12 protein-coding genes are annotated in these 12,704 nt (G+C 65.2%); 9 read left to right on the forward strand and 3 right to left on the reverse strand.

What is annotated here, in order from left to right; translation table 11 throughout:
* Positions 1-5: 5 nt before the first annotated feature.
* The gene (locus tag GPL20_RS19540; protein WP_157331126.1) at positions 6-1,643 is read left to right on the forward strand and encodes an ATP-dependent acyl-CoA ligase; all 1,638 of its coding nucleotides are present in this window, start codon (positions 6-8) and stop codon (positions 1,641-1,643) included.
* A gap of 19 nt (positions 1,644-1,662) precedes the next feature.
* Here GPL20_RS19540 and GPL20_RS19545 read toward each other — a convergent pair whose 3' ends face one another.
* A complete protein-coding gene (locus GPL20_RS19545) occupies positions 1,663-2,169 on the reverse strand; it encodes a MarR family winged helix-turn-helix transcriptional regulator (RefSeq protein ID WP_157331127.1) in 507 nt (168 codons plus the stop codon).
* A 310-nt stretch (positions 2,170-2,479) separates the two neighbouring features.
* Here GPL20_RS19545 and GPL20_RS19550 point away from each other — a divergent pair, with 310 nt between their 5' ends.
* The 4 genes from GPL20_RS19550 (at position 2,480) to GPL20_RS19565 (ending at position 6,777) form a co-directional block, all read left to right on the forward strand.
* Positions 2,480-4,801: a bifunctional salicylyl-CoA 5-hydroxylase/oxidoreductase gene (locus GPL20_RS19550; RefSeq protein ID WP_157331128.1), complete on the forward strand. Its 2,322-nt coding sequence runs from the start codon at positions 2,480-2,482 to the stop codon at positions 4,799-4,801.
* A 16-nt stretch (positions 4,802-4,817) separates the two neighbouring features.
* Positions 4,818-5,996, forward strand: coding sequence for an acyl-CoA dehydrogenase family protein (locus tag GPL20_RS19555; protein ID WP_157331129.1), 1,179 nt, complete (start codon positions 4,818-4,820; stop codon positions 5,994-5,996).
* 20 nt (positions 5,997-6,016) lie between these two features.
* The gene (locus tag GPL20_RS19560) at positions 6,017-6,448 is read left to right on the forward strand and encodes a RidA family protein (RefSeq protein WP_157331130.1); all 432 of its coding nucleotides are present in this window, start codon (positions 6,017-6,019) and stop codon (positions 6,446-6,448) included.
* A gap of 116 nt (positions 6,449-6,564) precedes the next feature.
* On the forward strand, positions 6,565-6,777 hold the full coding sequence (locus GPL20_RS19565) for a hypothetical protein (RefSeq protein ID WP_157331131.1): 213 nt from the start codon (positions 6,565-6,567) through the stop codon (positions 6,775-6,777).
* A gap of 133 nt (positions 6,778-6,910) precedes the next feature.
* Here GPL20_RS19565 and GPL20_RS19570 read toward each other — a convergent pair whose 3' ends face one another.
* Positions 6,911-7,207: a hypothetical protein gene (locus GPL20_RS19570; protein WP_246250717.1), complete on the reverse strand. Its 297-nt coding sequence runs from the start codon at positions 7,205-7,207 to the stop codon at positions 6,911-6,913.
* Between the two features lie 133 nt (positions 7,208-7,340).
* Here GPL20_RS19570 and GPL20_RS19575 point away from each other — a divergent pair, with 133 nt between their 5' ends.
* Positions 7,341-8,597 carry a c-type cytochrome gene (locus GPL20_RS19575; RefSeq protein ID WP_157331147.1) on the forward strand — a complete coding sequence of 419 codons (1,257 nt, stop codon included), beginning with the start codon at positions 7,341-7,343 and terminating at the stop codon, positions 8,595-8,597.
* Positions 8,598-8,638: 41 nt separating this feature from the next.
* Here the strand turns inward: GPL20_RS19575 and GPL20_RS19580 are convergent, their stop codons facing one another.
* Complete coding sequence (locus GPL20_RS19580; protein WP_157331132.1) at positions 8,639-10,609, reverse strand: 4Fe-4S binding protein; 1,971 nt, start codon at positions 10,607-10,609, stop codon at positions 8,639-8,641.
* 151 nt (positions 10,610-10,760) lie between these two features.
* Between GPL20_RS19580 and GPL20_RS19585 the strand changes: the two genes are divergently transcribed.
* From GPL20_RS19585 to GPL20_RS19595, 3 genes are all read left to right on the forward strand, one after another.
* The gene (locus GPL20_RS19585; RefSeq protein WP_167533110.1) at positions 10,761-11,516 is read left to right on the forward strand and encodes a biotin/lipoate--protein ligase family protein; all 756 of its coding nucleotides are present in this window, start codon (positions 10,761-10,763) and stop codon (positions 11,514-11,516) included.
* 8 nt (positions 11,517-11,524) lie between these two features.
* On the forward strand, positions 11,525-12,064 hold the full coding sequence (locus GPL20_RS19590) for a DUF6505 family protein (protein ID WP_254125566.1): 540 nt from the start codon (positions 11,525-11,527) through the stop codon (positions 12,062-12,064).
* Positions 12,061-12,704, forward strand: a 644-nt coding sequence (locus GPL20_RS19595) for a DUF6352 family protein (RefSeq protein WP_246250719.1), incomplete at its 3' end; no start/stop codon positions are given. The genes GPL20_RS19590 and GPL20_RS19595, both read left to right, overlap by 4 nt.

Consider the following 12,704-nt stretch of genomic DNA (forward strand, 5'->3'; position numbering starts at 1 on the left):
CGCACATGGCGGAGCGAGGTGCGTCGTCGAGGATCGGGGAGGCGCCAGCCTGGGCCCGCGCCGTGGAGCTGTTTCCACCATCGGACCGGATCCTCTCCACCATCCTAACGCGGCAGGCGGAGCGCTACGGCGATCGTGTCCTGCTTGTGTCCGGCGAGACGCGCTGGACTTACGCCCAGGCCGCGGCGGTCGCGGCTGCATCCGCGCAGGCGCTCGTCGACGCCGGGATCAAGCCCGGCGACCGGGTGGCCCTGATGTGCTCCAACCGGCCGGAGTTTCTTCAGGTCTATCTCGGCTGCGCATGGCTCGGTGCAATCGTGGTGCCGATCAACACGGCGCTGCGCGGTTTGCAGCTCTCCCACATCTTCCGCAATTCGCAGCCCTCCCTCCTGGTCGTCGAAGCGGCGTTCCTTGCCGCGATCGACACGGTCGAGGCGGACGTCGAGCTTCCCTCTCAGGCCTGGATGATCGGGACTGCCGCCGAGACAGGCAACACGAAGATCTCGCCGGTTCCGCTACCCGCTCTGAACGATCGAGCGTCCGCGAGCCATGTGCGGCCTGGCGACACCGTGGCCATTCTCTATACGTCAGGCACCACAGGCCCCGCCAAGGGCGTGTGCTGTCCGCAGGCGCAATTGTTCTGGTGGGGCATCTATTCGGCGCGGGCGCTGGGCATTCGTGAAGGCGATGTGCTGTTCACGACGCTGCCGCTGTTCCACACCAACGCGCTGAACGCGTTCTATCAGGCCGTCCTGAACGGCTGCACTTACGTGCTGGAGGCGAAATTCTCTGCTTCCGGCTTCTGGGCTGCGGCGCGGCGGCACGATGCGACCGTCGGCTATCTGCTCGGCGCCATGGCATCGATGCTGCTGGCGCAGCCCGCGACTGGAGACGACAAAGCGCATCGGCTTCGCGTCGCGCTCGGGGGCGGCGTGCCGCCGCAGATCCACGGGCCGTTTTTCGAGCGGTTCGGTGTGCCACTGGTCGATGGCTATGGATCGACGGAGACCAATTTCGTGTTCGCAGGCCCGATCCCGTCCGATCGCCCGGGGACGATGGGATATCTTGCTGAAGGCATCGAAGCCCGGATCGTCGACGCAGACGATTCAGAGGTTCCCGAAGGGCAGGCTGGGGAGCTGCTGCTGCGCGCCAGCGAGCCCTTTGCGTTCGCGACCGGCTATTTCCGCATGCCGGAGAAGACGGTCGAGGCCTGGCGAAACCTCTGGTTCCACTCCGGTGATCGCGTGGTCCGCGATCCGGACAGGCATTATCGCTTCATCGATCGCATGAAGGATTCGATCCGCAGGCGCGGCGAGAACGTCTCTTCATGGGAGGTGGAGCAGGCCATCCAGTCCCATCCCGCCGTTGCAGCCTGCGCGATCTACCCGCTGCCGTCGGAATTGGGCGAGGACGAGGTTGCAGTCGCGATCCTGCCGGAGCCCGGCCAATCGATCGCGCCGATCGAAATCATCCGTCATTGCGAAGGGAGGATCGCCTATTTCGCCATTCCCCGCTACGTGCGGATCGTGAGCCAGATGCCTCTGACGGAGAACGGCAAGATCAAGAAGGGCGTGCTGCGCGAGGCAGGCGTGACGACGGATATCTGGGACCGCGAGGCGGCCGGAATCAAAGTGCGGCGCTAACGTCTGGCGTCGCGGGCCTTCACGGCTTGTCCAGCGAGTCCCGGACGACGCCCTTGAGCTGGTCGAGCTCGCCGATCAACCCGTCGAGCCTGTCAGTCGGGAATTCGGCCAGCAACTCCGCGAGCCATGAGCCATGGCTCTTCGCCATGCGCCGGAAGGCCTTTCGGCCCTCGACCGTCATGCAGACGATCTGCACGCGGCGGTCGAGCGTCGACGGCGTGCGGGTGATGTAGCCGTCCTCGACCAGGCGGTCCACGATCGGCGTCAGGTTCCCGGCCGACACCATCAGGCGCTTGGGCAGCTCGCCCAGCACCAGCCCGCTCGGCTCGCGGTCGAGCTGGGCCAGAACGTCGAAGCGCGGCATCGTGAAATCGAATTCCTCGCGAAACCGGCGCCGCAGTTCGCCCTCGATCAGGGTCGTGCAGGCCAGCAGCCGAAGCCAGAGCCGTGTTTGGGCCCTGTACTCGGCCTCCTGGTCGGCCCCATTCTTGGGCGAAACAGGCGGGGACTCCTTCGCGAGTGCCAAAATCGAATCTCCTGGGCGCTTCTCGCCTGTCGAAAACAGACGCCATCGTGAACATTGGCAAGATAGTTCGTGCCAAAAGTAAATTCAAGGCGCGACGAAATCCTCGCCGAATTGGACTGGCCTTGCGATGAATCTGCTCGCCTTCCATCGGATTGTTGCGAGATCAGCGGCCATCTCGGCCGCCTCCGACAAGCGCCCTTGACAATCCGCGTCTTGTCGAAATATTTTATACTTAAAATAATTTGCGGCTCGACATTCCGAAGAGTTCGCAAGCTCGGCAAAACGGCGCGGCGCGCGAAAGCGAGGGATCATGCGCATAGTCTGTATCGGTGGCGGTCCGGCCGGGCTCTATCTCGGCCTCCTGATGAAGCGCCGCCACCCGGAGCACATCATTACCGTCGTCGAGCGCAACAAGCCCTACGATACGTTCGGCTGGGGCGTCGTGTTCTCCGACGCCATGATGCAGGCGATGCGCATTGCCGATCCCGAAAGCGCGACCGAGATCGAGGACGCGTTCAATCACTGGGACGATATCGAGCTCGTGTTCAAGGGGACGCGCCAGCGCACGAGCGGCCATGGCTTCATCGGCATCGGGCGGAAGCACCTGCTGAATATCCTGCAAAGGCGCTGCGAGGCGCTCGGCGTCGAGCTCGTCTTCGAGCGCGACGTCGAGTCCGATCTCGAGTTTCCCGACGCCGACCTGATCGTCGCCTGCGACGGCGTCAATTCCAGGATCCGCGCCCGCTATGCCGAAGAATTCCAGCCCGACATGGTGATCCGGCCGAACCGCTATATCTGGCTCGGTACCAAGAAGCCGTTCGACGCCTTCACGTTCGACTTTCAGAAGACCGAACATGGCTGGTTCCAGGCGCATATCTACAAGTTCGACGCCGAGACCTCGACCTTCATCGTCGAGACCACGGAAGACGCCTACAACGCCCATGGTCTTGGCGACCTCGATCAGCAAGGCTCGATCGAGTTCTGCGAAAAGATCTTCGCCGAGACGCTCGATGGCGCCGAGCTCCTGACCAATGCCCGCCATCTGCGCGGTTCGGCCTGGCTCAATTTCAGCCGTCTGATCTGCGGCAAATGGAGCGTGTTCAATGGCCGCTCCCATGTCGTGCTGATGGGCGATGCGGCGCACACCGCGCATTTCGCGATTGGCTCGGGCACCAAGCTCGCGCTCGACGATGCGATCGAGCTTGCCAACCAGTTCGATCGCCATGGTCACGGCCGCGACGGGATCGGGGCTGTGCTGGAAGCCTACGAGGAAGTGCGTCGCGTCGATGTCGCGCGCATCCAGAACGCCGCGCGCAACGCCATGGAATGGTTCGAGGTGGTCGGCCACCGCTATGCCGACACGCTGGAGCCACCGCAATTCTTCTATTCGATGCTGACGCGCTCACAGCGCATCAGCCACGAGAACTTGCGCCTGCGCGATCGCACCTGGCTGGAAGGCTTTGAGCGCTGGTTCGCCGCGCGTGCGGGGATTGCCGTGAAGGACGGCGAGCGGGTGCCGCCGCCGATGCTGACGCCGCACCGTGTGCGTGGCCTCTCGCTTGCGAACCGGATCATGGTCTCGCCAATGGCGATGTATTCGGCGCAGGATGGGCTCATCAACGACTTCCACATCGCCCATCTCGGTGCGCGCGCCATGGGCGGCGCCGGGCTGATCTTCGCCGAGATGACTTGCGTATCGCCGGATGCGCGGATCACGCCGGGCTGCCTCGGCCTCTGGAACGACGCGCAAGCCGCGCAGTGGCGCCGTCTGGTCGACTTGATCCACAGTCTCGGGCACGCCAAGGTCGGCATCCAGCTCGGCCATGCCGGGCGGAAGGGATCGACCAAGCTTGCATGGGAAGGCATCGATCAGCCGCTGGAGACCGGCAACTGGCCGCTGATCTCGGCATCGGCGCTGGCCTATCTGCCTCACGGCCAGTTGCCGCGGGCGATGGACAGCAAGGACATGGACCGCGTGCGCGACGATTTCATTGCGGCAACCCATCGCGCGGCGACAGCCGGCGTCGAGTGGCTCGAGCTCCATTGCGCACATGGCTATCTGTTGTCGAGCTTCCTGTCGCCGCTAACCAACCGGCGGACTGACGAGTATGGCGGCAGCCACGAGAATCGTGCGCGCTTTCCGCTCGAGGTGTTCCGCGCCATGCGCGCGGTGTGGCCGTCGGATCGGCCGATGTCGGTTCGGCTGTCGTGCCACGACTGGACCGAGGGCGGCAACACGCCGGCCGATGCGGCGATCTTCGCCGCGATGTTCAAGGAGGCCGGTGCCGACGTGATCGACTGCTCGTCGGGTCAGGTCTGGAAGGAGGAGCGGCCGATCTATGGCCGCCTGTTCCAGACGCCGTTCGCCGATCTCATTCGCAACGAGGTCGGTATCGAGACCATCGCGGTCGGCGCGATCTCGGAGGCCGATCACGCCAACTCGATCCTGGCCGCGGGCCGGGCCGATCTCTGCGCCATCGCGCGGCCACATCTGGCCGATCCCGCCTGGACGCTGCACGAGGCCGCACGCATCGGCATCACCGCGGTCAGTTGGCCGAAGCAATATCTGGCCGCCAAGGGACAATACGAGACCAACCTGGCGCGCGCCGCTGCGGCGGCCTCCGCCCAATGAACGGAGGAGAGGACATATGAGCTCCGTTGCAAAGGTCATCCGGCGCGAGTGGCTCGACTGGCCGTTCTTCGAGCCGCGTCATCAGACGATCGGCAGCGCGCTCGACCGCTTCGTGCAGTCCGGTGTGCTCGACAAGATCGACCACGACGACGTCGATGGCGCCTGTCGCCAGCTTGTGCGCGCGATGGGGGAGGCGGGGGTGCTCGATTGCGCGGTCGCGGCACCCGATGGCGATGCGACGTCGATCGATTCCCGCTCGATCTGCCTGTCGCGCGAGTCGCTTGCCTATGCCGATGGCCTTGCCGATTTTGCCTTCGCCATGCAGGGGCTCGGCTCCGGCGCAATCGCACTCGGAGGCTCAGCAGAGCTGCGTAAAGCGGTGCTGCCGAAAGTCCGGTCGGGCGAATGGCTCTCGGCCTTCGCACTGTCGGAGAAGGACGCGGGATCGGATGTCGCAGCGATGTCCTGCACGGCGCGCGCCGATGGCGACGACTACGTCATCGATGGCGAGAAGACCTGGATCTCCAACGGCGGGATCGCCGACGTCTACACGCTGTTTGCGAGAACCGGCGAGGCGCCGGGCGCTCGCGGGATCTCGGCCTTCGTCGTCTTTCCGGATGATCCCGGTTTCGGCATTGCCGAGCGCATCGATGTCATCGCCCCGCATCCGCTTGCGACGCTGCGCTTCACGAACTGCCGGATCCCGGCGAGCCGGCGCCTCGGCGCGCCCGGCGGCGGATTCAAGCTCGCGATGCAGACGCTGGACATCTTTCGTGCGTCGGTCGCCGCGGCGGCTGTCGGCTTTGCGCGGCGGGCACTCGACGAGGCCTTGTCACATGCGCGCAGCCGTCGCATGTTCGGAGCGACGTTGGGCGATCTGCAGTTGACCCAGGCCACGCTCGGCGACATGGCGACGGAGGTCGATGCAGCGGCGCTCCTGACCTATCGCGCGGCCTGGCGCCGCGACGTGCAGAAGCTGTCGACTACCTGCGAGGCCGCGATGGCCAAGCTGACCGCCACCGAGACCGCGCAGCGTGTCATCGACCGCGCCGTCCAGATGTTCGGCGGTCGTGGCGTGCGTAAGGGGGAGGTCGTCGAGAATCTCTATCGCGAAATCCGCGCGCTTCGCATCTACGAGGGCGCGACCGAGGTTCAGAAACTGATCGTGGCGCGCGAGCTGCTCAAGCCGCGCTGATTGCTGAGAGTATCGTCACAATGAAGCAACAAGAACACTCGCTGCCTGCCGAGGCCCGTCGCCCGCAGGTGCTTCAACCCCGCGGCTGGCCGCAGCCGAAGGGGTATGCGAATGGCATGATGGCCGAGGGACGCCTCGTCGTCACCGGCGGTGTCGTCGGCTGGGATGTCGCAGGTCGATTTGCCGACGGGTTTGTCGCGCAGGTGCGGCAGACTCTCGAAAACATCGTGGCGATCCTGGCGGAGGGCGGTGCTGGACCCGAACATCTCGTGCGCCTGACCTGGTATGTCGTGGACATGGACGAATACGTGTCCAATCTCAAGGCGCTCGGCAGAGCCTATCGTGACGTCATGGGTGTCCACTACCCGAGCATGGCGCTCGTGCAGGTCGTACGTCTTGTCGAGCCTGCGGCGCGCGTCGAAATCGAAGCGACCGCCATCGTTCCGCGCTGACGCGGGCGGGCCCCAGCGATGATCAAGAGAACGAGAGATGTGAGGGATTTCACACGGGAACCTCAAGTTGTGCACTAGTCAGAGCTTCTACTCTCTCAGAACCAACGGAGGTTCGCATGAAGCTCCTGATGATCTCCGGCCTTGCCGTGCTCACAGTTTTCGTGGCCGCGACGAATATGCAGCGATCGCATCCGGTATCGGCGAGTCGCACGTCGGAAGCAGGGATGCTCCCGGTGCAGGAGATGCAAAGGCAGGCGCAGCAAAGCAGACTGCCGGCTGACGATTTCGCGGATCGATCTCTGGTGTTTCCAAGGGGAACGCAGCAGTAGAGAGAGTGCTGCCGTCGCGTCTCAATCAATAGTGGTCGAGCTGGACGTCCGGACGGCTCGTATGTCTTCGAACGGCTCGATGCGCCTGGCGGCTGGTCGGGTCGCGAGTGACGCAATTGTTGCAAGCGCTGTCTCAAGGAGACATGAAAATCGGGTTGATCCCAACGGGATCGCCGAGCAGCCCCAGGGACTGAAGCTGCGTGCGGTGGACGTCGACTTCAAGGACAGCCAAGAGTAGCGCTAACACGACGACGATGTAGACCAGTAGTGGCGACGCGTCCTGGGCGCCGGGATCGCGATGTCGCGGCGGCAATGCGCGAAAATGCCACAACCGCAAGATGAGCTGCAGATAGGCTTTCGGGTGTTCCTGCATATCCAGCCTCGATCCATGAGGCGCCTTTGGCAAGACTGCGACCACGTTGATCGCCATTCAAGGCGCCGCTTGTCGCACCTGGAACCGAATACGAGCTACCCCCGTTGAGGTGGATCAAACGGGTGCGTTTTTTCCCAGAGGCCAAGACTGTGGGGCGGATTTGACCTTGCGTCTCGCCACCGCGCTTCTGATGGCATCGCTGCTTCTCCCGCCGCGGCCCGCGCAGGCGCAACTGGCGGGGCACGGCGGGCCTGTCCGAGCGATCGCCGTTTCGGTCGATGGCAAGACGGTCTTGTCGGGCAGCTTCGACACTGCAGCGATCCGGTGGTCCCTGGCAACCGAGTCGGCCGAGCAGGTCCTTCGCTTCCATTCGGGCGCGGTGAACGCGGCCGCCTTCCTCGGTGACGGACGAATGGCAACGGCCGGTGCGGACGGCCAGATTGCGATCTGGACGCCGGGCCGACAGCAACCAGACCAAATTGTCGAAGGTCATACCGGACCCATTGTCGGGCTCGCCGTTTCGCCCGATCGATCGAAGCTCGCATCAGCCTCATGGGACCACACCGTGCGGATCTCATCGCTGTCCGACGGCGGGGCGCGCGTGCTGCAAGGTCACTCGCAAAGTGTGAACGGCGTGGCCTTTGCTGCCGATGGAAAAACGCTGGTGAGTGTTGGCTACGATCTCACGGTGCGGATCTGGCCCCTGGCGGGCGGCAGCCCCGAGATCTCTGCGATGCCGGCACCGCTGAATGTCGTAGCCATCTCGCCTGATGGCGAGATCGTCACCGGCGCGGCAGACGGCAAGCTGCGCATGCTGACCGCCGATGGCAAGGAGAACGGCGAGGTCATGGTCAGCGTCAGGCCGATCGTGGCCCTGGCACTCTCGCAAGACGGCGCCTTGATCGCCGCGGGGGCAATTGACGGCACCGTCGCGATCGTCGATCGCAAGGCGCGCGGCGTGAAGCGCACGCTCGCCGGGCTTGGTGCGCCGATCTGGTCGGTTGCGTTCTTGCCCGATGGCGCGACGTTCCTGACTGGCGGTGCCGACGGTCAGATCAGGCGCTGGAATGCGCTGACCGGCGCGGCGATCGGGTCGAACGTGCTGGGCACGCCGGCGGATCCGCTCGCGGCCTATGCCGGCGATCACGGCGCCGAGATCTTCAGGGCCTGCGTCGCCTGCCATACATTGTCGGAGACCGAAATACAGCGTGCCGGGCCGACGCTTGCGGGTCTCTTCGGCCGGAAGATCGCCTCGCTGCCGGGCTATCGCTTCTCCGACGCGCTCAAGGCGATGGATATCGTCTGGACACCGGAGACCGTCGCAAAACTGTTCGAGCTCGGGCCGAACGCCTACACGCCCGGCACGAAGATGCCGGAGCAGCACATCGGCTCGGCCGAGGATCGCCGTGCGCTCACGGATTTTCTGGCGCGTGCGACCTCGAAGTAGCTTTGCCTCGGTCTTGCAGGCGACGATGACCTGGCATGCGGCTATTCCTTGTTCTCGCGTTGACGCAGATAGTCGTCCGTCGTCCGTGGTGGCGCGCGTTCCGGAACGTCCTGGATCGGATCGAACTGCTGTTCGCTCATGACGATGACGCGACAATCGGCGCACATCCGCAAGGCCTCGACCCGGCGGTCCCCGGTGGGATACATCCAGTGGCGCCCCTCGAGCTTTGCCGCGATCCGATCGATCGTGCTCTTCACGCCGAAGGGCGTGCCACAACGAACACACAGGGCCGGTTCCTCTTCCTTGATCACCCGCGCCGGCGCGCGCCTTGCCCGGAAGTCGATCTGCGGGGTGAGCGTGATGACCTTCTCGGGACAGGTGCTCTGGCACAGACCGCACTGCACGCAGGCGTCCTCCACGAATTTGAGGACGGGACGCTCGGGATCGGCGCGAAGCGCGCCGGTCGGGCAGACCGAAACACAGGACAGGCACAGCGTGCAACCGCCGGTGTCGACGGTGACCGCACCGATCGGTGCGCCCTCGGGCAAGGCGATCACGTCGACCGGCTTGGGCGCGAGGCGATGCAGTTCACTCAGGCCAAAGCGCAGCAGATCGCCGCGCTTGCCGACGGTCCGGAAGGTTGAAGGACTCTCGAGGCCGGCGAGGGGACCGATCCCCGTCAGTTGGTCAGCCAGAATGTCGGGATCGTCGGTTTCGATCGTGGTCACACGGCGGCCGTCAAATCCGAGCCCGGCAAGAACGGTCTCGGCCATGACGATCGTCTGCAATAATCCGGTCACGCCGTGTCGCGGCTTGGCGCGCAGGAGGAACCGCATGGCCGCCGCGCCATACGCGAACGCGCCGATAACGGCCTCTAGGCCAATCTGCGTCAACTCGTTGACGGCGAGGGGAAGCACATTGGCCGGCAATCCGTCGCCATGACGGGCGAGCGCATCGATCAGCGGCGTGCCGTGCCGGCCGTCATGCAGCAGCAGCACCGGATGCTTGCCGCCGGCCTCGCGATAGGCGAGCAACATGGCGCGAAGGATCTGCAACTGGGTGTCGGCGGGCGGCAGCGCGTAGGATGCGGCGCCTGTAGGGCAGGCGGCCGCGCATTGCCCACACCCTGCGCAGACCTCTGCGTTAACGGCGACATGGTCGCCGTTCGGCGTAATCGCGCCGGTCGGGCATAAGTCAAGGCAGCGATGGCATCCGGTCAGATTCGAGCGCGAATGCGCGCAGAGGCCGGGTGTGAAGTCGATGGATCTCGGCTTGTCGAAACTTCCGACGAGATCGCGAGCGGCGAGCACTGCGCGCAGCACCGCCGCGGGATCTCCCGGATCGGCCCGGAGATAGCCGTCCCGCAGGTCGTGCGCGGGAAAAAGCGGTAGCTCGCCGGAGAGGTCGAGCACCAGATCGCAGCGCGAGGTCGCCCCGTTACGCGGGGCCTCGAAAACGAAATGGTCGCGCGAAGACGGGCGCGGCTGCGCGTAGTCGTCGATCGTGAGCTCGAAGGCACCAAAATGTCCGCGCGCGTTGCGGATATTGCCCTTTACGATCGGAAACACAGCTGCGCCAGGCGGCGTCACGTCTGGCGGCTGCTTGAGCATGACCGTGACATCGAGATGGTCCGCGAGCAGCCGCCCGGCTTCGATCGCGGCCTCGTCGCGCCCATAGATCAGGATGATGCCGTCACTCGACAATGTGACCAGCGGATAGTCCGGTACGGGGATCGCAGCCGCCGCAAGCAGCGCCGCCATCTTCGCGCCCGCATTCGCACCGTCGCGCGACCAGCCCGCCGTCTCGCGGATGTTGACAAAGGTGATCCCGCCAGGGCGTTCGCCGATCTCCTGGGTGAACTGCGCAGCCTGCTGCGTGCAGGCGACCGTCAGCGGGCCATCCGCCTTTGCCGCATTGCGGAAATGATCGAGCTCTGCACCACAGAGATGACGAAAGCTCCTGATCTCGCAGTTGGGGCATCCACGCCGGATCGCGGCCGTGTCAAGGCGCATCGTGTCTTCACACGAACAGATCAGGACGGTCTTCGCTGGCTGCTCCAGGTGAATCCCTCCGTCAGTGCGGCGCGGACTTGCGGACTCGCGCCGTTCCTGCACCTCGTATAAATATGACCTATCGGGAAGAAAAGGAAAGTGGAGGACGGCCTTGCGGTCGACCCCAGCCAGCCGCGTTTCCCCGGCGGAACCGATCCATCTGCCGCCACCCTTCACGCTCGTCCGGTTGCGCGAGAGCGGAGACGCCTTTGCCCACGCTTGTGGCATTGCACCCAAGTGCGGCGCCGGCACGCTGGTGTGCGTCGGGCGGTTCGATCTCGCCGAATTCGCCGTCGTGCTCGAGCCGGGCGAACCCTTGAGCACCGCGCGGCGCGCTTTCTACGCCGGCATGGTCGCGCTCACCGACGCACTTCGCGCCTATGCGCCGCCCAACAAGACGGTTGCGATCGGCTGGCCCGGCTCGGTCGAGATCGACGGCGGGCTGGTCGGCGGGGGGCGGATGGGGTGGCCATCGCCCGCGCGCGAGAATGAGCCGCCCTCATGGCTGGTGTTTGGCGCCATGATCCGGACGGTCGCAATGGCCGATCAGGGGCCCGGTGTTCATCCGCTCGCGTCCGCGCTGGATGAGGAGGGGTTCGGCGAAGCGGGCGCCGTGCAGGTGACCGAGAGTTTTGCGCGGCACCTAATGCGGGTGGTCGATTGTTGGCAGGTCGATGGCTTTGACAGCGTCGCACGCGATTATCTCAGCCGGGTCCCCCGTGGGCGGCGAGCCGTGCTGAGGATCGACGAGAGCGGCGATCTCCTCACGCGCCGCGTCGGTACCGGCAGGGTTGAGCGGTGCGAGCTCGTCAAGGCGCTCGCCAGGCCATCCTGGTTCGATCCGAAGCTCGGAGGGCCAAGGACGTGACAAAGGCTGTGAAACTGCTGCGCGCCATCGCGCTCGATCCCTCCGACACCTTCGTGTTCGACGCGGCGGCCGAGCCAGGCGAATGGGCCGTCTCCGGTGCGTTTCGCTTCTGCGACCAGGATCCCGCGACGTTGAGCGGCAAGGCGCGCGCGGCGTTCCGCAGCGGCTTCCTCGGGGTGCAATCCTGGGGCTGGTCGACGCTGGTGCAGATTGTGCCGGCAACGGAGAACGATTGCCGGGCGCTGATCGAGCTCCTCGCCCGGCAACTCATCGATCGTTTCGGCGCGCCGGATCCGGCAACCGCGCGGACGGCCGCTGAAGAGGAGGTCGCCTTTGTGCAGTCGCTCTGCACCCATCCGATCAGTTCGCTCATTGCCGTCCACCGCTCGGTGAGCGCCGGCGAAGTCCGCGAGTCCTTCCGCAGGCTGCAGCTGCGGCAAGGGCAGGGGCACAGCAAGGCGTTCTCGTTCATGGAAGTCGAGGACGATGTCGAACCCGACAGCAATGTCAGGCTTGCCGATATGAACCGGGAGCCGCAGCGCCGATGAATGATTTCTGGATCGCGTGCGGCCACCATCTGCTCGATCGCGAGGCGGGCGGCGGGCTTTGCGTCACCGACGAGTTCCTGAAGGCCTATTTCGTCCGGCCAGAACTGGTCCCGCCGGACGAAGCATGTCCGGTCGAGCGGCGGCTGCACCGGGAGCTGCTTGCCACTCCCCGCCGGGCGGTCGGTGCGGACGAAATCGCGGCGATTGCCGATGCGGATGCCCGGGAGAACTGGCGGCTCGTGCTTGCGGTTCGCGATCTCCTAGTGCGGCACCCGACCCTGGAGGCCGCCTATCTTGCAACTGTCCGATCGGGAACGAACGAGTTGCCGCCGCTGTTCGTCAACCAGCTCGTGCATGTCATCCTGCGCAATGCGCTGGATGGCTGCGATGACCCGTTCGTGCTGCGCGCAGCCGAGCTGTTCTTCCGCCCGCAGCGCATCCTGCCGCAGGAACGGGCCTTGCTGCTCGGCGACGAGGAGGTCGTCGGCGGCCAGAGCCCGACGCCGGTGCTCTCGCTGATGTCGATGCTGGGGGCGGTGACCGACGCCGAGCTGGACGTCTTGAGCGAGGGCAATGCCGACGACTATTGGCACCGAAGCGACCATTTCGACATGGCTTTCGATCTCACGGCGGGCGGGCG

Source organism: Bradyrhizobium cajani (assembly GCF_009759665.1).
Lineage (GTDB): Bacteria > Pseudomonadota > Alphaproteobacteria > Rhizobiales > Xanthobacteraceae > Bradyrhizobium > Bradyrhizobium cajani.